The 21,218-nt window shown below is 72.3% G+C and carries 20 protein-coding genes and 1 tRNA gene; 9 read left to right on the top strand and 12 right to left on the bottom strand.

Features of this window, described 5'->3' with window-relative positions:
- Nucleotides 1-31: 31 nt before the first annotated feature.
- From ACH4OA_RS07860 to ACH4OA_RS07840, 5 genes are all read right to left on the bottom strand, one after another.
- A complete protein-coding gene (locus tag ACH4OA_RS07860) occupies nt 32-1,516 on the bottom strand; it encodes a penicillin-binding protein 2 (protein WP_365872850.1) in 1,485 nt (494 codons plus the stop codon).
- Nucleotides 1,513-2,964: an FtsW/RodA/SpoVE family cell cycle protein gene (locus ACH4OA_RS07855; protein WP_397945949.1), complete on the bottom strand. Its 1,452-nt coding sequence runs from the start codon at nt 2,962-2,964 to the stop codon at nt 1,513-1,515. The genes ACH4OA_RS07860 and ACH4OA_RS07855 overlap by 4 nt, the downstream gene beginning before the upstream one ends.
- 27 nt (nt 2,965-2,991) lie before the next feature.
- Nucleotides 2,992-4,677, bottom strand: a complete 1,686-nt coding sequence (locus tag ACH4OA_RS07850) for a Stp1/IreP family PP2C-type Ser/Thr phosphatase (RefSeq protein ID WP_397968140.1) — start codon at nt 4,675-4,677, stop codon at nt 2,992-2,994.
- Nucleotides 4,678-4,817: 140 nt separating this feature from the next.
- Nucleotides 4,818-5,348, bottom strand: coding sequence for an FHA domain-containing protein (locus ACH4OA_RS07845; protein ID WP_365872856.1), 531 nt, complete (start codon nt 5,346-5,348; stop codon nt 4,818-4,820).
- A gap of 10 nt (nt 5,349-5,358) precedes the next feature.
- Entirely contained in the window at nt 5,359-6,219 is an 861-nt protein-coding gene (locus ACH4OA_RS07840; protein WP_397936470.1) for an FhaA domain-containing protein, read from the bottom strand.
- A gap of 466 nt (nt 6,220-6,685) precedes the next feature.
- On the opposite strand from ACH4OA_RS07840, the gene ACH4OA_RS07835 reads away from it, so the two are divergent.
- From ACH4OA_RS07835 to ACH4OA_RS07820, 4 genes are all read left to right on the top strand, one after another.
- A tRNA-Leu gene (locus tag ACH4OA_RS07835) sits at nt 6,686-6,769 on the top strand.
- A 531-nt stretch (nt 6,770-7,300) separates the two neighbouring features.
- Complete coding sequence (locus ACH4OA_RS07830) at nt 7,301-8,641, top strand: DUF2252 domain-containing protein (RefSeq protein WP_397936469.1); 1,341 nt, start codon at nt 7,301-7,303, stop codon at nt 8,639-8,641.
- 187 nt (nt 8,642-8,828) lie between these two features.
- Entirely contained in the window at nt 8,829-9,641 is an 813-nt protein-coding gene (locus ACH4OA_RS07825) for a hypothetical protein (protein WP_365872862.1), read from the top strand.
- 48 nt (nt 9,642-9,689) lie between these two features.
- Nucleotides 9,690-10,019 carry a rhodanese-like domain-containing protein gene (locus ACH4OA_RS07820; RefSeq protein ID WP_365872880.1) on the top strand — a complete coding sequence of 110 codons (330 nt, stop codon included), beginning with the start codon at nt 9,690-9,692 and terminating at the stop codon, nt 10,017-10,019.
- Nucleotides 10,020-10,181: 162 nt separating this feature from the next.
- On the opposite strand, the gene ACH4OA_RS07815 is transcribed toward ACH4OA_RS07820, so the two are convergent.
- The 6 genes from ACH4OA_RS07815 to ACH4OA_RS07790 all read right to left on the bottom strand — a co-directional run bounded on the left by ACH4OA_RS07815 (nt 10,182) and on the right by ACH4OA_RS07790 (nt 14,513).
- Nucleotides 10,182-11,246, bottom strand: a complete 1,065-nt coding sequence (locus ACH4OA_RS07815; RefSeq protein ID WP_397968137.1) for a 2Fe-2S iron-sulfur cluster-binding protein — start codon at nt 11,244-11,246, stop codon at nt 10,182-10,184.
- Nucleotides 11,246-11,809: a 1,2-phenylacetyl-CoA epoxidase subunit PaaD gene (gene paaD / locus ACH4OA_RS07810; protein WP_397968134.1), complete on the bottom strand. Its 564-nt coding sequence runs from the start codon at nt 11,807-11,809 to the stop codon at nt 11,246-11,248. The genes ACH4OA_RS07815 and paaD overlap by 1 nt, the downstream gene beginning before the upstream one ends.
- On the bottom strand, nt 11,803-12,534 hold the full coding sequence (paaC, locus tag ACH4OA_RS07805; protein ID WP_397968132.1) for a 1,2-phenylacetyl-CoA epoxidase subunit PaaC: 732 nt from the start codon (nt 12,532-12,534) through the stop codon (nt 11,803-11,805). Before paaC ends, paaD begins: the two co-directional genes overlap by 7 nt.
- Nucleotides 12,531-12,818, bottom strand: coding sequence for a 1,2-phenylacetyl-CoA epoxidase subunit PaaB (gene paaB, locus ACH4OA_RS07800; protein ID WP_365872870.1), 288 nt, complete (start codon nt 12,816-12,818; stop codon nt 12,531-12,533). Before paaB ends, paaC begins: the two co-directional genes overlap by 4 nt.
- Nucleotides 12,815-13,831, bottom strand: coding sequence for a 1,2-phenylacetyl-CoA epoxidase subunit PaaA (paaA, locus tag ACH4OA_RS07795; protein ID WP_397945957.1), 1,017 nt, complete (start codon nt 13,829-13,831; stop codon nt 12,815-12,817). The genes paaB and paaA overlap by 4 nt, the downstream gene beginning before the upstream one ends.
- 526 nt (nt 13,832-14,357) lie before the next feature.
- The gene (locus tag ACH4OA_RS07790; RefSeq protein WP_397968129.1) at nt 14,358-14,513 is read right to left on the bottom strand and encodes a hypothetical protein; all 156 of its coding nucleotides are present in this window, start codon (nt 14,511-14,513) and stop codon (nt 14,358-14,360) included.
- A gap of 129 nt (nt 14,514-14,642) precedes the next feature.
- Here ACH4OA_RS07790 and ACH4OA_RS07785 point away from each other — a divergent pair, with 129 nt between their 5' ends.
- From ACH4OA_RS07785 to ACH4OA_RS07775, 3 genes are read left to right on the top strand one after another with little or no spacing between them, the layout of a single operon-like run.
- Entirely contained in the window at nt 14,643-15,230 is a 588-nt protein-coding gene (locus ACH4OA_RS07785) for a DUF5819 family protein (RefSeq protein WP_397968127.1), read from the top strand.
- Complete coding sequence (locus ACH4OA_RS07780) at nt 15,227-16,441, top strand: HTTM domain-containing protein (RefSeq protein ID WP_397968124.1); 1,215 nt, start codon at nt 15,227-15,229, stop codon at nt 16,439-16,441. The genes ACH4OA_RS07785 and ACH4OA_RS07780 overlap by 4 nt, the downstream gene beginning before the upstream one ends.
- Nucleotides 16,438-17,202 (top strand): TrmH family RNA methyltransferase, encoded by a 765-nt coding sequence (locus ACH4OA_RS07775; RefSeq protein ID WP_365884069.1) that lies wholly within the window; start codon nt 16,438-16,440, stop codon nt 17,200-17,202. Before ACH4OA_RS07780 ends, ACH4OA_RS07775 begins: the two co-directional genes overlap by 4 nt.
- Nucleotides 17,203-17,241: 39 nt before the next feature.
- Here ACH4OA_RS07775 and paaN read toward each other — a convergent pair whose 3' ends face one another.
- Nucleotides 17,242-18,933 (bottom strand): phenylacetic acid degradation protein PaaN, encoded by a 1,692-nt coding sequence (paaN, locus tag ACH4OA_RS07770; RefSeq protein WP_397968122.1) that lies wholly within the window; start codon nt 18,931-18,933, stop codon nt 17,242-17,244.
- Between the two features lie 148 nt (nt 18,934-19,081).
- Between paaN and ACH4OA_RS07765 the strand changes: the two genes are divergently transcribed.
- A complete protein-coding gene (locus ACH4OA_RS07765; protein ID WP_397936455.1) occupies nt 19,082-20,596 on the top strand; it encodes a 3-hydroxyacyl-CoA dehydrogenase in 1,515 nt (504 codons plus the stop codon).
- Nucleotides 20,593-21,180: a TetR/AcrR family transcriptional regulator gene (locus ACH4OA_RS07760; protein ID WP_365883410.1), complete on the top strand. Its 588-nt coding sequence runs from the start codon at nt 20,593-20,595 to the stop codon at nt 21,178-21,180. Before ACH4OA_RS07765 ends, ACH4OA_RS07760 begins: the two co-directional genes overlap by 4 nt.
- Nucleotides 21,181-21,218 lie beyond the last annotated feature (38 nt).

The following is a 21,218-nucleotide window of genomic DNA, read 5'->3' as shown; positions in this document are numbered from 1 at the left end:
AGGGTCGTCACTTCCAGGGGCTGGGGAGCGGTCACTTCTTGGAGTCGATGACCGCCTCCATGACGTTCTTCGCGATCGGCGCGGCCAGGCCGCCACCGGAGATGTCGTCGCGGTTGGCGCTCTCGTCCTCGACCACCACGGCCACGGCGACCGGCGAGCTGCCGTCGGGCAGCTTGGCGTAGGAGATGAACCAGGCGTACGGGTTCTCGCTGTTCTCCACACCGTGCTGGGCCGTACCGGTCTTGCCGCCGACCGTGACGCCGTCGATCTTCGCGTTCGTGCCGGTGCCCTTCTCGACCACCGTCTGCATCATGTCCTGGAGGACCTGCGCGTTCTTCGGCGACAGCGGCCGGCTCAGCTCCTCCGGCTCGGTCTTGGTGACCGGGTCCAGGTTCGAGGACTGCAGCGAGTCGACCATGTACGGCTTCATCAGCTTGCCGTCGTTGGCGACCGCCGAGGCGACCATGGCCATCTGGAGCGGCGTGGCGGCGGTGTTGTACTGGCCGATGGAGGACAGCGCGGTCTGCGACTGGTTCATGTCGTCGGAGAACACCGAGGCGCTGGAGCGGACCGGGGTGAACTGCTCGGCGTCGAAGCCGAACTTCTTCGCCTCCGCGAGCATCTTGTCGTTGCCGAGGTCCGCGCCGATCTTGCCGAAGACGGTGTTGCAGGACCAGCGCAGCGCCTCACGCATGGTCGCGTTCTCACACGGGATGTTGCCCTCGTTCTTCAGCTGGGTGGTGGTGCCCGGCATGGTCCACGGCAGCGGCGACTGGGTCTTCTCGTCGGCCGAGGTGTACTTGCCGTTCTCCAGCGCCGCCGCGGCCGTGACCACCTTGAAGGTCGAGCCGGGCGGATAGGTCTCGCGCAGCGCCCGGTTCAGCATCGGGTCGCTGGGGTTGTACTTCTTCTGGAGCTTCTTCCAGGCCGCAGCGTCGTCGTCGCTGTTGCCCGCGAACGACGAGGGGTCGTACGACGGGTAGGAGGCCAGCGCCAGGATCTTGCCGGTGGAGGGGTCCAGGGCGACGACCGCGCCCTTGCCGCCCTGCTTCTTCAGACCGTCGTACGCCGCCTTCTGGGCCGCGCCGTTGAGCGTGGTGACGACGTTGCCGCCCTGCTGCTCCTTGCCGGTGACCATGTCCAGCGTCTTGCGGAAGAACAGCCGGTCGTCGTCGCCGGTGAGGATGCCGTCCTCGATGGACTCGAGCTGGGTGGCGCCGAAGGCCTGCGAGGCGTAGCCGGTGACCGGCGCCCACATGGGCCCGTTCTTGTACGTCCGCTTGTACTTCAGGTCGTTCAGACCGGTCTTGCTGCTCTCCGCGGACCCGGTGATCGGATCGCCGTCCACGACGATGTCACCGCGCGGGGTGGCGTACCGGGCGATGGTGACGCGGCGGTTCTTCGGGTCGTCCTTGAGGCCGTCCGCCTTGACGTACTGGAGCCAGTTGTCCCGGATCAGCAGGGTCAGCATGAGGAGGCCGCAGAAGAGCGCGATCCGGCGCAGGGGCTTGTTCATGACGGGCGGACCACCTGGGTCATCTCGGCGTCGGGGTTGGCGGCGGGGGCGGGCGCCGGGCGGCGGGCGGTGTCGCTGATGCGGATCAGGATGGCGATCAGCGCCCAGTTGGCCAGCACGGAGGAACCGCCGGAGGCCAGGAACGGCATGGTCATACCGGTCAGCGGGATGAGGCCCATGACACCGCCGGCCACCACGAAGACCTGGAGCGCGAAGGCACCGGACAGGCCGACGGCGAGCAGCTTGCCGAACGGGTCGCGGGCGGCGAGGGCGGTGCGCACGCCGCGCTCCACGATCAGGCCGTAGACCAGCAGGATCGCCATGACGCCGGCCAGGCCCAGCTCCTCGCCGAAGGTGGCGAGGACGAAGTCGGAGTTGGCGGCGAACTTGATCAGGTCCGAGTGGCCCTGGCCCCAGCCGGAGCCGAGGGTGCCGCCGGAACCGAACGCCCACAGGGACTGCTGCAACTGGTCGGAGTGCAGGATGCCGTCGTGGGTGATCTGGCGGCTCAGCTCGTACTCGCGCATCGGGTCGAGCCAGGCGCGTACCCGGGTCTGGATGTGCGGCTCGAAGCTGGCCACGCCGACGGCGCCGGCCGCGGACATCAGCAGACCGAAGACGATCCAGCTGGTCCGCTCGGTGGCGACGTACAGCATGATGACGAACATTCCGAAGAACAGCAGCGAGGTGCCGAGGTCCGTCTCGAAGACCAGGATGAGGATCGAGATCGCCCAGACGACCAGGATCGGGCCGAGGTCGCGCCCGCGCGGCAGGTACAGGCCCATGAAGCGGCGGCTGGCCAGGGCCAGGGCGTCCCGCTTCACCATCAGGTAGCCGGCGAAGAACACCGCGAGGACGATCTTCGCGAACTCGCCGGGCTGGAGGGAGCCCAGGCCGGGGATGCGGATCCAGATCTTCGCGCCGTAGATGTTGGCGCCGAGACCGGGCACCAGAGGCAGGATGAGCAGCACCAGGGCGCCGAACATCGAGATGTAGGTGTAGCGCTGGAGGACACGGTGGTCCTTCAGGAAGATCAGCACGACGGCGAACACGGCGATGGCCAGCGCGGTGTACAGCAGCTGTCGCGGTGCGGACGGCGAGAAGCCCGGCAGCGACTGCAGCAGCTTGGACTGGTCCAGCCGCCAGATCACGACCAGCCCCAGCCCGTTGAGCAGGGTGGCCAGCGGCAGCAGCAGCGGGTCGGCGTACGGCGCGAACCTGCGCACGGCGAGATGGGCGACGCCGGCCAGCAGGCCGAGTCCCAGGCCGTAGCTCAGCAGGCCGGACGGGACCTCGTCGCTGATGGCCAGGCCCACGTTGGCGTAGGCGAACACCGGGATGGCCACGGCGAAGACGAGCAGGGCCAGCTCGGTGTTGCGACGGCTCGGCGCGCCGATGGCGCCGATCGTGGACGTGTGATGCGTCGGCGAATTCGTAGTACTGCTCATCGTGTGACGGGGCCTCTCACGGCTTGCCTACTGCTTACCGCACAGCGAGACGACCTTCTGCTCATCCTCCGAGAGAGTGGGGCCGGGGCTGGGGGTCGCGGACGGGGTCGTGGACGGAGGCTTCGAAGGGGACGCCGGGGACGTCTTCGAGGCCGACGGGTTCGGGGCCGGGGTGGCCTTCGTGACGAGGGAGGCCGTGACGGCGGAGGTCAGCGAGGTGCCGGTGCCGGTGAACGCGGTGTGCGTGGCCGTGCCCGCGACGCCCGTCCCGGTGGCGGTGCCGGCACCGGTGGTGCCACCTGTGCCGGTGGTGCCGCCCGTGCCGGCGGTGCCGCCGGTTCCGGTGGTGCCGCCCGGCTTGGGCTTGCCGGCGCCGGCGTTCGCGCGCGCGGCCTCCTCGGCGGCCTCGCGGTCGGCCTGCTTGCGGCAGGCGGAGGCCTGCACGGACAGCTCCTGGACCTTCGTCCGGGCCGACTCCAGGCCGCCTTCCGCGATCGTGGCCTTCACCTGCTTCTGCTGGTACGGCGGCAGGTACTTGAGTTCGATCTCGGGGTGGTCCCGCTCCACCTTCGACAGCGACACCCAGGCCAGGTCCTGGCTGATCCCGCGGTACAGCGCGACGTGCTCGCCCTTGGTGCCGACGTAGTACTGCGTCTGCGTCCAGCGGTAGCCGCCGTACAGGCCGCCGCCGACGACGGCGAGGGCGAGGGCGCCGTAGAGCGAGGTCTTCAGCCATCTGCGCCGGCCGCGCGGCTTGCCGAAGTCGCCGTCGTAGTCGCCGAAGCCGCCCTCCGGGGCGTAGCCGGCCTCTCCGGAGCCGGGCGGGCCGAACTCGCCGCCGCCGTGCCCCTGGCCCTGGCGCCCCAGGTGGGAGGCGCGTCCGGCCGGCGTCTGCATGATGCCGTTGTCGTTCAGGTGGTGCTGGTTCTCGGCGACCGCGCCGACCACGACCGGCTGGTCGGACAGCTGGCCGGCGAGCGTGTCGCCCTGGTCCAGGTCCAGCACGTCGGCGACGATCACGGTGATGTTGTCGGGGCCGCCGCCGCGCAGCGCGAGCTGGATCAGCTCCTGCACGGTCTCCTGCGGGCCCTGGTAGCTGGCGAGGGTCTCCTCCATCGTCTGGTGGGAGACCACGCCGGACAGGCCGTCGGAACAGATCAGATAGCGGTCGCCGGCGCGGACCTCGCGGATCGACAGATCGGGCTCGACGTGCTCGCCGCTGCCGAGGGCGCGCATCAGCAGGGAGCGCTGCGGGTGGGTGGTGGCCTCTTCCTCGGTGATCCGGCCCTCGTCGACCAGCCGCTGCACCCAGGTGTGGTCCTGGGTGATCTGGGTGAGGACGCCGTCCCGCAGCAGATAGGCGCGCGAGTCGCCGACGTGCACGAGACCGAGCCGCTGGCCGGTCCACAGCAGGGCGGTGAGGGTGGTGCCCATGCCCTCCAGCTGCGGGTCCTCCTGGACCATGGCGCGCAGCTGGTCGTTGGCGCGCTGCACGGCGACACCGAGGGAGGTGAGGATGTCGGAGCCGGGCACGTCGTCGTCGAGCGCCACGATGGTGGAGATCACCTCGGAGGAGGCGACCTCGCCGGCCGCCTGGCCGCCCATGCCGTCGGCGATCGCCAGCAGGCGCGGGCCGGCGTAGCCCGAGTCCTCGTTGTGCCCGCGGATCATGCCCTCGTGCGATCCGGCGGCAAAGCGCAGTGACAGACTCATGCGCACCTCGCCCGTCGGCTCCGAATGCAGCCGGTCGTGTCGAGCCACACTGCCCACCCTCCGGTCGGGAGCGCGCCGGAGACCGGGTGGCGGCCTGCCGCTGCGTGCTCGCTCCGCTCGCGCTTACTCATGATGTAGCACTACTTCCGCAGCTCGATTGCGGTCTTGCCGATGCGGATCGGCGCGCCCAGCGGGATCGGTGTGGGGGTCGTCAGCCGGGACCGGTCCAGGTACGTGCCGTTGGTGGATCCGAGGTCCTCGATGATCCACTGGCCGTCGCGGTCCGGGTAGATCCTGGCATGACGGCTGGAGGCGTAGTCGTCGTCCAGCACGATCGTGGAGTCGTGCGCCCGGCCCAGGGTGATGGTCTGGCCCTGGAGCGCGACGGTGGTGCCCGTCAGCGTGCCCTCGGTCACGACCAGCTTGCTGGGGGCGTTGCGGCCGCGGCGGCCGCCGCCGCCCTGCTGGCCGCGCTGCTGCGGCGGCGCGGCCTGCTGCCGGGCCGCCTGCCGGCCGGACGGCTGCGGCCGGGCCGCTTCCCTACGCGATCCGCGCTGGGTGACGCGCGTACCGAACAGGTCGCTCCGGATGACCTGCACGGCCACGATCACGAACAGCCACAGTACGGCCAGGAAACCCAGCCGCATGACCGTGAGGGTCAGCTCTGACATTGCCCCCGCTTCACCCTTCGGCTTGCCTATAGATAACGGTGGTGCTGCCCACGACGATCCGCGAGCCGTCGCGGAGCGTAGCGCGGGTGGTGTGCTGCCCGTCCACCACGATGCCGTTGGTGGAGCCGAGATCCTGGATCGTCGAGGGCGTTCCGGTCCGGATCTCGCAGTGCCGGCGGGAGACGCCGGGGTCGTCGATCCGCACGTCGGCGTCGGTGCTGCGGCCCAGCACCAGCGTCGGGCGGGAGATCTGGTGGCGGGTGCCGTTGATCTCGATCCAGTAGCGGGTGCGCGCGCCGCTCATCGGCGGCGCGGCGGGCCGCTGGGTGGCCGGCTGCGGATAGCCGTACCCGCCGGGGCGGGCGCCGGGCGGCGGCGCGGCCGGCATCGGCGGGGCACCCGCGGGAGCGGCCGGCGGATAGCCGTAACCGCTCGGGGCGCCCGGTGCCGGGCGGCCGCCGGCAGACGGCGGCTGCGCTGCCGGCTGCTGGCTGCTGGAGGAGGCGAGGGTGCGCGAGCGCACCCGGTACAGGCCGGTGTCCAGGTCCTCGGCCTTCTCCAGGTGGACCTTGATCGGGCCCATGAAGGTGTAGCGCTGCTGCTTGGCGTAGTCGCGCACCATGCCGGCCAGCTCGTCGCCGAGCTGCCCGGAGTAGGGGCTGAGGCGCTCGTAGTCCGGCGCGCTCAGCTCCACGATGAAGTCGTTGGGCACGACGGTGCGGTCGCGGTTCCAGATGGTGGCGTTGTTGTCGCACTCCCGCTGGAGCGCACCGGCGATCTCCACGGGCTGGACCTCGGACTTGAAGACCTTGGCGAAGGTGCCGTTCACCAGACCTTCGAGACGCTGCTCGAACTTCTTCAGGACTCCCATGGGGCACCTCCTCCGTCCCTGCCGTCGTCTTGCCTGCTGTGTGCCGCTGCCTTGCCGGGTACTGCTGGTACTGCTCACTGATCGTATCTACGCGCCCGCCAATCAGCCGGTTCCCCCAGCGGCTCCCCTTCGAACTCCTGGCGCGCGTCCCGCTGCCATGGATCGTAGAGGCGGGAGAAGACCAGTGTCCCGCACCCGGCTGTGCGGCCGGCCCGCCTCCGGGGGAGATGGCCGGGACCGGTACGAGGTTGATACGTGAACCGTGTCTCCTTGATACGCGGTCGGCCGGACGGAGCGCCGGGCGCGGGCAGGGGCGCGGCGAGGGAAAGACGGGTGCGGGCGGGGGCGCGGCGGGTGTGAGCGGGCGCTCGGCAAGCGAGGTGAATCCACCCCCTGCGACGTGCTAATGTTCTCGATGTCGGAAGGGGCCAGCCCGAAAGGGAAGGACCCGGAAGACACACCCAATGCGCGGGTGGCGGAATAGGCAGACGCGCTGGATTCAGGTTCCAGTGCCCGAAAGGGCGTGGGGGTTCAACTCCCCCCTCGCGCACAGTGAGACACGGGTCTCCGCAGTGACGAAAGTCACGGCGGGGGCCCGTTTCTCGTTTCTCTCCCTGGTATCCCCACGGGGCTTCCGCGGGCCGCGATGCAGCTCCACGGAATACGTCGGAATTCGTCGGGGTACGACGCGGGCGCGACTGCGCGTGGTCCCAGATGCCGACGGGATCGGCCCGGACCCCGTGACCTATCTCACGGCACCCCGCTGTACCGTCTCCCGCGAGTTGTTCGTGCCGACACCTGTTCGAAGGTGGGCGGTGAGCGCGGGGGAGGCGGTCACATGACCGGAACCGGTGGGGAAGCGGCGGCGGCAGGACAGACGGCGGTACGGAGTGCGCGCCGACTGCCCCGGGTGCGCGGATTCGCGCCCTGGCCGCCGGAGGGCTCGGCGGGGCCGGACGGTTCTGCGGACTCCGAGGGCTCCGAGGGTTCTGCGGGTTCTGCGGGTTCTGCGGGTTCGGACGGTTCTGCGGGTTCGGTGGGTTCTGCCGGTTCGGTGGGTTCTGCGGGCTCGGTGGGCTCGGTGGCTTCGCCGAAGCGGGAGGGCAAGGCGCTGCGAGCCGTTGTGCCCCGCTCCGCCCACGGCGTGTTCGACCCGGACGCCGGCCGTCCCGACGCGGTCGGCGCGGTGCGGGAGTCCAGCGCCGGCCGCATACCCGAGCTGGTCCCGCTGCGCGTGGGCCGGATGGCGGCCGGCCCGTTCGCGTTCCTGCGCGGCTCGGCCGGACTCATGGCATACGACCTCGCCCGCACCCCGGTCACCGGGATCGGCACCCAGATATGCGGCGACGCGCACGCGGCCAACTTCGGCCTGTACGGCGACGCACGCGGCGGCCTCGTCATCGACCTCAACGACTTCGACGAGACCGTCCACGGGCCCTGGGAGTGGGACCTGAAGCGGCTCGCGGCCTCGCTGGTGCTGGCCGGCCGGGAGGCGGGCGCCGACGAGGACACCTGCCGCGCGGCGGCCCACGACGCGGCCGGCGCCTACCGCCGCACCATGCGGCTGCTCGCCCGGCTGCCCGTGTTCGACGCCTGGAACGCCATCGCCGACGAGGAACTCGTCTCCCACACCGACGCCCACGATCTGCTCGGCACGCTCCAGCGGGTGTCGGAGAAGGCCCGGGCCAACACCAGCGGCCGGTTCGCGGCCAGGTCGACCGAGACCCTCGCGGACGGCGGACGCCGGTTCGTCCCCGCGCCGCCGGTGCTGCGCGCCATCCCGGACGGCGAGGCCGCCGCGGTCGCCGCGTCCCTGGAGGAGTACCTCGGCACGCTCGGCGAGGACCGTCATCCGCTGCTCGCCCGGCACGCCGTGCACGACGTGGCCTTCCGCGTGGTCGGCACCGGCAGCGTCGGCACCCGCTCCTACGTCGTCCTGCTGCTCGACCACCGCGGCGAACCCCTGGTCCTCCAGGTGAAGGAGGCGCGCCCGTCCGCGCTCCTCCCGCACCTGGCCACGGCCGGCTTCCCGGCCGGCCCGGTCGCGCACGAGGGCCGCCGGGTGGTCCTCGGCCAGCGGCGGATGCAGGTCGTCAGCGACATCCTGCTCGGCTGGACCACGGTCGACGGGCGCCCCTACCAGGTGCGCCAGTTCCGCAACCGCAAGGGCAGCGTCGACCCGGCCGCCCTCGCCGCCGACCAGCTCGACGACTACGGCCGGATGACCGGCGCCCTGCTGGCCCGCGCCCACTCCCACAGCGCCGACCCGCGGCTGATCGCCGGGTACTGCGGAAAGAACGAGGAACTGGACGAGGCGGTCGCCGCGTTCGCCGTCGCCTACGCCGACCGCACCGAGGCCGACCACACCGACCTCCTCACGGGCATCCGCACGGGCCGCATCGCGGCGGAGACGGGCGTGTGAGGGTCGCTCGAGGGCGTGTGAGGACGAGTGAGGGGAGTGACGGCGTGTGCGCGGCTGTACGCCACGGCTGTGCGCGGCTCCCGGCGGGGCCGGGGAGCGGGCGGTCCGGCCGCGGCGGGAAGCGGTCCGGGCCGCCACGGCGCGGCACCGGCCGGTCCCGCCCCGGGTACAGCGCTACGCTGAGCGGGTGACCACCCCCGAAGCCGGCCAGTCCCAGGCGCCGCGTCCCGAGGAACGGCTGGAACGGGCCGTCCGGGCCGCCGAACAGGCGCTGATCGAGTACGAGATCGCCGTGGAGACCTTCCGCGTCGAGGTCGAGAACTTCTCCCGCCTGCACGAACAACGGCTCGGCCCGCTCTACCTGCGGATCGAGGAGCTGGACGCGGAGATCGCCGAGGCACGGGCCGCCCGCACCGGCGACCCCGAGGACGCCCGCCGCGCCGCCGAGGCCCGCGCCCGGGTGCTGCCGCTGCCGGGCGTGGAGGAGCTGCTGCACGGCTGGATGGACGGTGACGGCCTGTTCCCGGAGGCCACCGCCATGCTCACGGACCAGCCGGTGCGGCCGCCGCAGCGGGTGCGGCCCAGCGAGGAGGCCCGCAAGCTGTACCGGGACCTCGCCCGCAAGGCCCACCCCGACCTGGCCCAGGAGGAAGAGGAGCGCAAGCGGCGCGAGGAGTTCCTCAGCCGGGTCAACACCGCCTACGCGCGCGGCGACGAGTCCCTGCTGCGGGAGCTGGCCGCGGAGTGGGCCGCGGGACCCGTACCGCCCGAGCGCCGCCCGAGCCCCGCCGAGGAGCTGTACGCCCGCCTCGAATGGCTCGCCCAGCGCAAGGAACTGATCGCGCTGGTCGCCCGCGAACTGGAGGAGGGCGCCATCGCCGGTCTGCTCCGGCTCTCCCCGGACGACCCCGACAGGCTGCTCGACGAGATCGCCGACCGGCTGCGCGCCGACATCGCCCAGCGGGAGGCCGAGCTGGCCGGTCTGCTGGGACAGGGCTGACCGGCCGGGGTTTCGGGTAGCGTCGGAGCCATGAACTTCGGAGCCGGTGTGCCCACGGTCCAGGTCACTGACCTCAAGGACGATGCCTTCCTGCTGGACGTCCGCGAGGACGACGAGTGGCGGGCGGGTCACGCCCGGGGAGCGCTGCATATTCCCCTCAGCGATTTCGTGGCCCGCTACGGCGAGCTGACCGAGGCCGCCCCGCAGGACGGCCGCGTCCACGTCATCTGCCGCTCGGGCGGCCGCTCGGCCCAGGTCACCATGTACCTGGTCCAGCAGGGCATCGACGCGGTGAACGTCGACGGCGGCATGCAGTACTGGCAGCAGACCGGTCGCCCGGTCGTCACCGACGAAGACCAGCCCGGCTTCGTCCTCTGAACACCCGGGGCAGGCACCCGGTCGACTCGGACACACGGCTCGGACAGCCGGTCAGGCGCCCGGGTCAGGCATCCAGGTCGGGCGCCCGGGTCCAGTACCCGGGCGGGCCCGGCCGCGCCAAGCGGTCGTCGTCCCAGGTGTCCCGGAGGAGGGGCCGGTGCGTCAGCGGTCGAAGTCCAGTTCCACCCGTTCCGTCAGCGGATGCGACTGGCAGGCCAGCACATACCCGGCCTCCGTCTCCTCCGTCTCCAGCGCGAAGTTACGGTCCATGCGCACCTCGCCCCCGACCAGGAAGGCCCGGCACGTCCCGCACACCCCGCCCTTGCAGGCGTAGGGGGCGTCGGGCCGGTTGCGCAGCACCGTCTCCAGCAGCGACTCGCCCTCCCGCACCGGCCAGGTGCCGCCGCGGCCGTCGAGGCGCGCGGTGACGGTGCTGTGCGAGGGAGCCGTCGCCGTGACCGCCGGGGCCGATCCCGCGTCCACATGGAAGATCTCCTGATGGATCCGGTCCCGTGCCACGCCCAGACCGCGCAGTGCCCGCTCGGCGCCCTCCACCAGCCCGTACGGCCCGCACAGGAACCAGCCCGCCACCCGCTCCACCGGCAGCAGCGCGGGCAGCAGCCCGGCCAGCCGCTCCCGGTCGAGCCGGCCCGAGGGCAGTCCCGCCTGCTGCTCTTCCCGGGAGAGCACGGTCACCAGCTGGAACCGCTGCGGATAGCGGTCCTTCAGATCGGCGACCTCCTCCAGGAACATCGTCGAGGCGGCCGTACGGTCGCTGCGTATCAGGCAGAACCGGGCCGCCGGCTCGCGGGCCAGCAGGGTGGTGACGATGGACAGCACCGGGGTGATGCCGCTGCCGCCGACCACCGCCGCGTACAGCCCCGGCGCCGGCTCCAGCGTGAACCGGCCCGCCGGGGTCATCACCTCCAGCTCGTCCCCGATGCCGATCTCCTTCAGCGCGTACGCCGAGAAGGCCCCGCCCTCCACCAGCCGCACCCCCACCCGCAGCGTGGCCGGGCCCTCGCCGGCCGGGTCGGGCGCGGGCGAGCAGATGGAGTAGGTGCGCCGGATCTCCGTGCCGTCGATCCGGCGGCGCAGCGCGAGGTGCTGGCCGGGCGCGTGCCGGTACTCCGCGCGCAGTGCGGGCGGGACGGTGAGGGTGAGGGCGACGGAGTCGTCCGTGAGCCGGTCGACCGCGGCCACCGGGAGCGGGTGGAAGCGCGCCATCACAACTCCTTGAAGTGGTCGAACGGTTCACGGCAGGCCAGGCACCGGCGCAGCGCCTTGCAGGCGGTGGAGGAGAACCGGCTCAGCAGTTCGGTGTCGGACGAACCGCAGTGCGGGCAGCTGATCGGGTCCCACCCGGGATCCGTGCCGCCGCCCGTGCCGTCCTCCGTGCCGGTGGCATGGGTGCGGGTGGGGCCCAGGGCCAGCGGCACCGGACCGCCGGCGCGGTGCACCCGGGGCGGGGCGATGCCGAACTCCCGGAGCTTCTCGCGGCCTTCGGGCGTGATGTCGTCGGTCGACCAGGCCGGTGCGAGTACCGTGCGGACGGTGACCTCGCGCATGCCGTGGGCGCGCAGCACCCGCTCTATGTCGGCGCTCATCGCCTCGATGGCCGGGCATCCGGTGTAGGTCGGGGTCAGCTCGACCTCCGCCGCGTCCGTGCCGTGGACGCGGACCGCGCGGAGCACGCCCAGCTCTCGCAGGCTGAGCACGGGCAGCTCCGGATCGGGCACCGCGCCGGCCAGCTCCAGCAGCTCCGCCTCCAGGGCGGTGGCGGTCACCATGACGCCCCCGGATGGCTGCGGTGCAGGTGCTGCATCTCGGCGAGCATCCGGCCGAACGACTCGGTGTGCACGCCCTGGCGGCCGGCCCCGGCGGACCAGGCACCGGTGCGCGGGCCCTCCGGGAGGGCGAGGGTGGCACGGGTGAGGACGTCCCCGATGGCCTCCAGCCAGCGCCGCTCCAGGCCCGCCCAGTCGACGCCCAGGTCCTCCACCGGCTGGAACATCTCTCCGGTGAACCGCCACAGCGCGGCGCACGCCCGGCTCATCCGCTCATGGCTGGTCTGCGTGCCGTCGCCGAGCCGCAGCGTCCACTGCTCGGCGTGGTCGCGGTGGTAGGCGACCTCCTTGACCGCCTTGGCGGCCAGCGGCGCGAACGGTCCGTCCCCGCCGGCCAGTTCGGCGTACAGCAGGTGCTGGTACACGGAGAAGTACAGCTGGCGGGCGATGGTGTGCGCGAAGTCGCCGTTCGGCTGCTCGACCAGCTGGAGGTTGCGGAAGGCGCGTTCCTCGCGCAGGTAGGCCAGTTCGTCCTCGTCGCCGGCCAGCGACAGCAGCGTCCGGGCCTGGCCGAGCAGGTCCAGGGCGATGTTGGCGAGGGCGACCTCCTCCTCCAGGACGGGCGCGTGCCCGGCCCACTCCCCGAGGCGGTGGGAGAGCACCAGGGCGTCGTCGCCGAGGGCGAGCGCGGCGGTCACCGGGACGGTGGCGGGGCCGGTGGCGGTCACAGGTGCTGCACCCCTTCCGGGATCTCGTAGAAGGTCGGGTGGCGGTAGGGCTTGTCGGCGGCCGGCTCGAAGAAGGGATCCTTCTCGTCCGGCGAGGAAGCGGTGATCGCGGCGGCCGGCACCACCCACAGGGAGACGCCCTCGCCGCGCCGGGTGTACAGGTCGCGGGCGTTGCGCAGGGCCAGCTCGGCGTCGGGCGCGTGCAGGCTGCCGGCGTGGGTGTGGGACAGGCCGCGCCGGGAGCGCACGAAGACCTCCCACAGGGGCCAGTCGGTGGTGCTCATGCGCGCGTCTCTCCCGTCTCACCGGTGCCGCCGGTGTGCTTGGCCGCGTAGGCCGCGGCCGCTTCCCTTACCCACGCGCCCTCGTCGTGGGCCCGCCTGCGCTGGGTGATCCGCTGTTCGTTGCACGGGCCGTTGCCCTTGAGGACCTCCCAGAACTCCGTCCAGTCGATCGGACCGAAGTCGTAGTGCCCCCGCTCCTCGTTCCACCGCAGCTGCGGGTCGGGGAGGGTGAGGCCCAGGGACTCGGCCTGCGGGACGCAGATGTCCACGAAGCGCTGGCGCAGCTCGTCGTTGGAGTGGCGCTTGATCTTCCACTCCATCGACTGCGCCGAGTGCTGGGACTCGTCGTCGGGCGGGCCGAACATCATCAGCGACGGCCACCACCAGCGGTCCACCGCGTCCTGCGCCATGGCGTGCTGCTCCGGGGTGCCCTTGCTGAGGGCCAGCAGCAGTTCGTACCCCTGGCGCTGGTGGAAGGACTCCTCCTTGCAGATCCGGACCATCGCGCGGGCGTACGGGCCGTAGGAGCAGCGGCACAGCGGGACCTGGTTGGTGATGGCGGCGCCGTCCACCAGCCAGCCGATCGCGCCGACGTCGGCCCAGGTCAGCGTCGGGTAGTTGAAGATCGAGGAGTACTTCTGGCGGCCCGTGTGCAGCTTGTCGAGCAGCTCGTCGCGGCCGGTGCCGAGGGTCTCGGCCGCGCTGTACAGGTACAGACCGTGGCCGGCCTCGTCCTGCACCTTGGCCATCAGGATGGCCTTGCGGCGCAGGGACGGCGCGCGGGTGATCCAGTTGGCCTCCGGCTGCATACCGATGATCTCGGAGTGCGCGTGCTGGGCGATCTGCCGGACCAGGGTCGCGCGGTAGGCGTCGGGCATCCAGTCGCGGGGTTCGATGCGGTCCTCGGCGGCCACGGCCGCGTCGAAGGCGTGCTGGTAGGCCGTCGTGTCGACGGTGTCCGGCGCGCCGGCCGCCGCTGTGCGGGCCGTGCGGTGCGCGGCTGCTGTGGCCATGCGGTCCCCCTGTCCTGTCCTCGGCTCTGCGGTGAACGCCGTCCGCCGGCGGGTACCACTCCACCCGACCGATCGTTCGGTCCGTGCGCATCCATGGTGTGCCGGGCCGCCACGGGGTGTCAACCGCTGTGGAAAACTCCCCGGGCCGCCTGTGGAAAACCCGCGGGAGGCGGTCGGTCCGCAACCCGGGGCTGCGCCCGGTGCCCCCGGCTGAGTACCGTTCCGTGCGGGCGTCCGCACGTGACGCTCGTGCAGCCTGCGGCGCCTGTGCCGAACCGCGCCGCGAGCTGCCCCGCCCGGCGCCTTACGCCGGGCGGACGACACCGGGCGGGAACGACCGGGCCGAACGAGCGCGAGCCGAGACGGGGGACGGGACACGATGGACGCGTACGACGAGGACGCGCGGGAACCACGGGCTCCCGGCGGGCCGTCCGGGTCGCGTCGCCCGGGCTGGGCCCCGGGCCAGTCACCGGATCCACTCCCGGCCCAGGGCCAGTCACCGGATCCACTCCCGGCCCAGGGCCAGTCACCGGATCCACTCCCGGCCCAGGGTCCGTCTCCCGCTGATCCGCTCCCGGACCAGGACCAGTCCCCTGCTCCGTCCCCGGCTCAGACCCAGGGCGAGTCCTCCGCTCCGCTCCGGGTCCAGGCCCAGGACCGCCAGTTCCCTGATCCGTCCCACGCCCACGCTCAGGACCCGTCCCCGGAGTCTCCGGAGTCCTCTCCGGCGTCCGCCGCCGCGCCGTCGCCGCCTACCGGTGTCGCCGCGCTCTCCCTCGGCTACCAGGTCGGCGCCGCGCTGGTGGTCGCGGTGATCGCCGTCGCCACCGGCGTGCACCTGCTGATGGTGTTCCTCAGCCTCGCGCCCTCCAACACGGTGACCAAGCAGCACGGCAAGGCGGTGGAGCGCTGGGTGTACCCGGAGTTCGAGCAGAACTGGAAGCTGTTCGCCCCGAACCCCCTCCAGCAGAACATCGCCGTACAGGTACGCGCCGTGGTGCGCGCGCGGGACGGCGGCCTGCGCACCACCGGGTGGACCGACCTGTCCGCCCAGGACGGCGCCGCCATCGACGGCAACCCGGTGCCCAGCCACACCCAGCAGAACGAGCTGCGCCGGGCCTGGGACTTCTTCGCCGCCACGCACGGCACCGACAACCGCGCCGTGGGCCTGCGCGGTTCCCTGTCCGAGCAGTACCTGCGGCGGATCGTCGTGATGCGCCTGTACCGGGACGACCCGACCAGCCGGGAAGGCGTGATCCAGCGCGTGCAGATCCGTTCCAGCACCACCAATGTGCAGCCGCCGCCGTGGAGCCGGGAGCGGGTGCCGGACAAGCCGGTCTACCGCCTGCTGCCCTGGTGGTCCCCGTCCTCCGACGAGGCCGCGCGAGGTGTGCGGTGAACCGTCTCTCCCCGATGCTGTCGCACGCTCTGGCCCGAGTCACCGGAGCCGCCCTCGGGCCGTACCAGAGCGCCGTCGTCCGGATCGGCTTCGCCGGGACCTGGCTGCTGTTCCTGCTGCGCGAGTTCCCCCACCGCCGGGAGCTGTACGGTCCCTCCGGGCCGTGGGGCTGGAACCTCGCCAAGCAGCTGACCGCCGACAATCACGCCTTCACCGCGCTGCTGTGGTCCGACGGGCCGCTGTGGTTCGAGTGCTGTTACGCGCTGGCCATCCTGGCCGCCGCGGCCCTGGCGCTCGGCTGGCGCACCCGGACCGCCTCCCTGCTGTTCATGGTGGGCGTGCTCTCGCTGCAGAACCGCAGCGTCTTCGTCGGCGACGGCGGCGACAACGTCCTGCATCTGATGTCCCTCTACCTGGTGTTCACGCGCTGCGGACAGGTCTGGTCGCTCGACGCCCGCCGCGCGGCGCGCGCGGCGGCGGCGCACGCGCGTGGGGAGCGGATGCCCGCCGACCGGGTGGGACCCGTGCTGTGGACGGTGTCCGCACTGGCGCTCGGCACGGCGTCGCTGACCGGGCGGTTGTTCGACCACGGCTGGCTGGTCCCGGTGCTGCTGTGGACGGCCTGGGCCGCCCTCGGGCTGTGGTGGGCCGCGGCACGCCGGGCGGCCTGGCGGGAGCCCCGGATGCTGCTGGACGTCGTCGCCAACGTCCTGCACAACTGCGGACTCGTGGTGATCATGGCCGAGGCGTGCCTGATCTACGCCACGGCCGGCTGGTACAAGGTCCAGGGCTCGCGCTGGCAGGACGGCACCGCCGTCTACTACCCGCTCCACCTGGACTACTTCTCGCCCTGGCCCGCGCTCGCCGACCTGATGTCCTCCAGCGGCACGATCATGATGATCGTGGCCTACGGGACGGTCATGATGCAGGTCGCCTTCCCCTTCACCCTGTTCAACCGGCGGGTCAAGAACGTCCTGCTGGTGCTGATGATGACCGAGCACGCGGTGATCGCGGTCGTCCTCGGGCTGCCGTTCTTCTCGTTGGCGATGATCGCCGCCGACGCGGTGTTCCTGCCGACGTCGTTCCTGCGCCGGCTCGGCGGTCTCGTGGCCCGTGTGCGCGACCGGCTCGTCGGGCGGGCCGGCGGCGCGGTACCGGCGCCGCGCGCGCCGGAGGAGAGCCCGGCCGGCCACGTAGGGTTCACCGCATGACCGACCCGCTGAGCCGCTGGCACGCGTGCGCGGAGGGCGCCGTCCTGCTCGACGGTTTCCACGCCCTCAAGCACGCGCTGCGCTTCGGTGCCGAGGTGCCGGTGGCGGTCACCACCGACCGGGAGGCGGCACTCGCCCTCGCCGGGGAACTGGCCGCCGACGTGCGCGACAGGCTGGACGCCCTGCTGACGGCAGTGTCCGCGCAGACGTACGCCTCCCTCGTCCCGCGGCCCCATCCGACCGGGGTGGCCGCCCTGGCGGTACGGCCGTCCCGCGAGGCCCGGGTGCGTGCGCTCGTCCGCACTCCCCGCACCGCGCCCGTCGTGCTCCTGGACAATCCGCGCAACCTGGGCAACGCCGGTGCCGTGATCCGGCTGGCCGCCGGCTTCGGGGTGACGGGAGTGGCCACCACGGGCACGCTCGACCCCTGGCACCCCACCGTGGTGCGCGGCGGTGCGGGGCTGCACTTCGCGACCGCCGTGGAGCGCCTGGACAGCGGCGAGCTGCCCGCCGGGCCGGTGTTCGCGCTGGACCCGGAGGGCGAGGACATCCGCGGCACCCGGCTGCCGGACGACGCCGTACTGGCCTTCGGCTCGGAACGCACCGGCCTGTCACCGGAACTGCGCGCGCGGGCCGACCACCTCCTGCGCCTCCCGATGCGCCCCCAGGTCTCCAGCTACAACCTGGCCACCAGCGTGGCCATGACGCTGTACCACTGGAGCGCGACCGGGGGCGCACCCGATCCGGACGAGAGGCTGTAGAGCCTCTCGTTTGGATCCGGCCTGATCCAAGCGAAGGACCTAGCCCTCCCGCCGCACCTCCACCACCCGGAAGCGGCTGGCCACGAACGCGCCGTCGGTGAGGGCCGCGTTGGCCGCCGGGTTGCCGCCCGAGCCGTGGAAGTCGGAGAAGGCGGCCGTCTGGTTGACGTAGACCCCGCCGGTCAGGTTGAGGGAGAGCTGGGCCGCCTCCTCCAGGCAGACCTCCTCGACGGCCCGCTCGGTGGCGGCGTCCGTGGTGTACGCGCCGACCGTCATCGCGCCCTTCTCGCGGATGGTGCGGCGCAGCAGCTCCACCGCGTCCGGCACCGAGTCGACGGCGACCGCGAAGGAGACCGGGCCGAAGCACTCGCTCATGTACGCGGCCTCGGCGTCGGGCTTGGCGCCGTCCAGCTTGACGATGACCGGGGTGCGCACCACCGCGTCCGGGAACTCCGGGTTGGTCAGCTCGCGGGAGGCGAGGACGACCTCGCCGAGACCGGCCGCGGCCTCCAGCCGGGCCTTGACGTCCGGGTTGACGATGGCGCCCAGCAGCGCGTTCGCGCGCGCGTCGTCACCGAGCAGGCCGTCGACCGCGCGGGCGAGGTCGGCGGTGACCTCGTCGAAGGTCTTGGGGCCCTGGTCGGTGGCGACGCCGTCGCGGGGGATGAGCAGGTTCTGCGGGGTGGTGCACATCTGGCCGCTGTACAGGGAGAGCGAGAACGCCAGGTTGGACAGCATGCCCTTGTAGTCGTCCGTGGAGTGCACGACCACGGTGTTGACGCCGGCCTTCTCCGTGTAGACCTGCGCCTGGCGGGCGTTGGTCTCCAGCCAGTCGCCGAAGGACGTCGATCCGGTGTAGTCGATGATCCTGATCTCGGGGCGGGTGGCGAGGGTCTTGGCGATGCCCTCACCGGGGTTCTCGGCGGCCAGGGCCACCAGGTTCGGGTCGAAACCGGCCCCGGCCAGCACCTCCCGGGCGACCTGGACGGTCAGCGCGAGCGGCAGCACCGCGCGCGGGTGCGGCTTGACCAGGACCGCGTTGCCGGTGGCCAGGGAGGCGAACAGGCCCGGGTAGCCGTTCCAGGTCGGGAAGGTGTTGCAGCCGATCACCAGGCCGATGCCGCGCGGCACCGCGGTGAACCGCTTGGTGAGGACGAGCGGGTCGCGCTTGCCCTGCGGCTTGGACCACGATGCCGTGTCGGGCGTGCGGACCTGCTCCGCGTACGCGTACGCCACCGCTTCCAGGCCGCGGTCCTGGGCGTGCGGGCCGCCCGCCTGGAACGCCATCATGAACGCCTGTCCGCTGGTGTGCATGACCGCGTGCGCGAACTCGTGGGTCCGGTCGCTGATGCGCTTGAGGATCTCCAGGCAGACCACGGCGCGGACCTCCGGGCCCGCGTCCCGCCAGGCCGCCTGCCCGGCCCGCATGGCGGGCAGCAGCACGTCGGTGTCCGCGTGCGGGTACGTCACGCCCAGCTCGACGCCGTACGGCGAGACCTCGCCGCCCACCCAGCCGTCCGTGCCGGGCTGGCCGAGGTCGAGCCGGGTGCCCAGCAGGGCGTCGAAGGCGGCCTTGCCCGCCGCCGCGTCCAGGCTGCCGTGCTCGCCGTAGGCCTTGGGGTGCTCGGGGTGCGGCGACCAGTACGCGCGCGTGCGGATGGCTTCCAGGGCCTGGTCGAGCGTGGGCCGGTGCTTCTCGATCAGCTCGTGGGCGGTCAGTTCGGCGGCCATGCGGGACCAACTCCTCGTCTGGGAAGCTCTTCGTCGAGTCCGTGACCTGGGCAGGGGCTGCCAGTCAGAGCTAGAGTAACCGAACGATCGGTCGGGACAAGGGGGTCCGCCGCATCTGTGGAAAACGTCGTGCGGGAGGATCGCGCCCATGACAGCACTCGACCTCAGCAGCCCCGTGGCCGTCGTCGGAACCGGCACCATGGGCCAGGGAATCGCCCAGGTCGCGCTGGTCGCCGGCCACCCGGTGCGACTGTACGACGCCGTGCCCGGGCGGGCCCGGGAAGCGGCCGAAGCGATCGGCGCCCGGCTCGACCGGCTCGTGCAGAAGGGCCGGCTCGCCGGTGCCGAGCGCGACGCGGCCCGCGCCCGCCTCACGCCCGCGGACGACCTCGCCGAGCTGGCCGACTGCGCCCTGGTCGCGGAGGCGGTCCTGGAGCGGCTGGACGTCAAGCAGCGGCTCTTCGGCGAACTGGAGGAGATCGTCGCCGAGGACTGCCTGCTGGCCACCAACACCTCCTCGCTGTCGGTGACGGCCATCGGCGGCGCCCTGCGCCACCCGGGCCGCCTCGTCGGCCTGCACTTCTTCAACCCGGCGCCGCTGCTGCCGCTGGTCGAGGTCGTCTCCGGTTTCGCCACCGACTTCACGTCGGCCACGCGCGCGTACGAGACGGCCCGTGCCTGGGGCAAGACCCCGGTGGCCTGCGCCGACACGCCGGGTTTCCTCGTCAACCGGATCGCCCGCCCCTTCTACGCCGAGGCGTTCGCCGTCTACGAGGCGCAGGCCGCCGACCCCGCCACCATCGACGCCGTCCTGCGCGAGTCGGGCGGCTTCCGGATGGGCGCCTTCGAACTGACCGACCTGATCGGCCAGGACGTCAACGAGTCCGTCACCCACTCGGTGTGGCAGTCCTTCTTCCAGGATGTGCGCTTCACCCCTTCGCTGGCCCAGCGCCGGCTGGTGGAGTCCGGTCGGCTCGGCCGCAAGAGCGGACGCGGCTGGTACGACCACGCCGAGGGCGCCGAGCGGCCCGAGCCGCACACCGCCGACAAGGAGCAGCCGCCCGCCTACGTAGTCGCCGAGGGCGGCCTGGGCCCGGCCGCCGAGCTGCTGACGCTGATCCGCGAGGCGGGCATCGAGGTCCGCACGGAGGAGGAGGACCACGGCACCCGCCTGGTGCTGCCCAGCGGCGGCGACCTGGTCCTCGCCGACGGCCAGACCTCCTCGGAGTTCGGGGACGTCGTCTACTTCGACCTCGCCCTGGACTACCGCGCGGCCACCCGGATCGCCCTGTCCGCCTCCCAGGACACCGCACCGCGGACCCTGGCCGAGGCCGTCGGGCTGTTCCAGGCGCTCGGCAAGCAGGTCAGCGTCATCGGCGACGTGCCCGGCATGATCGTCGCCCGCACCGTCGCCCGGATCATCGACCTCGCCCACGACGCCGTGGCCAAGGGCGTGGCCACCGAGGAGGACGTCGACACCGCGATGCGCCTGGGCGTCAACTACCCGCTCGGTCCCTTCGAGTGGGACCGCAGGCTCGGCCGCGACTTCGCCTTCGACATCCTGGACGAGATGCACGAGCGCGACCCCTCCGGACGCTACGCGCCCTCCCTCGCGCTCTACCGTCACGCCTATGCCAACGACCGGCGGGAGAGCACCTCATGACCACGGCCCGACGCGACACCTACACCCCCGAGACGCTGCTCTCCGTCGCCGTGCGGGTCTTCAACGAGCGCGGCTACGACGGCACCTCCATGGAGCACCTGTCCAAGGCGGCCGGCATCTCCAAGTCGTCGATCTACCACCACGTCAGCGGCAAGGAGGAGCTGCTGCGCCGGGCCGTCAGCCGCGCCCTGGACGGCCTGTTCGCCATCCTGGACGAGGAGCAGGCGCGCACGGGGCGGCCCGCCGGCCGGCTGGAGCACGTCGTACGCCGCATGGTCGAGGTGCTCATAACCGAGCTGCCCTACGTGACGCTGCTGCTGCGGGTGCGCGGCAACACCGAGACCGAGCGGTGGGCGCTGGAGCGGCGCCGCGACTTCGACCACCGGGTCGCCGGGCTGATGAAGGCGGCGGCGGACGACGGCGACGTGCGCGGTGACATGGACGCGCGCCTGGCCACCCGGCTGCTCTTCGGAATGATCAATTCCATCGTGGAGTGGTACCGGCCGGACGCGCGGGGCGCGACCGACCGGGAGGTGGCCGATGCCGTCGTACGGCTGGTCTTCTCGGGCCTGCGGCAGGGCTGACGGGGGTTCCGCCGGGGCGGCGGGGCGGTGCCGGGGGC

Source organism: Streptomyces sp. NPDC017095 (genome assembly GCF_044332325.1).
Taxonomy (GTDB): Bacteria; Actinomycetota; Actinomycetes; order Streptomycetales; family Streptomycetaceae; genus Streptomyces.
This window is presented reverse-complemented; position numbering and strand designations above follow the sequence as displayed.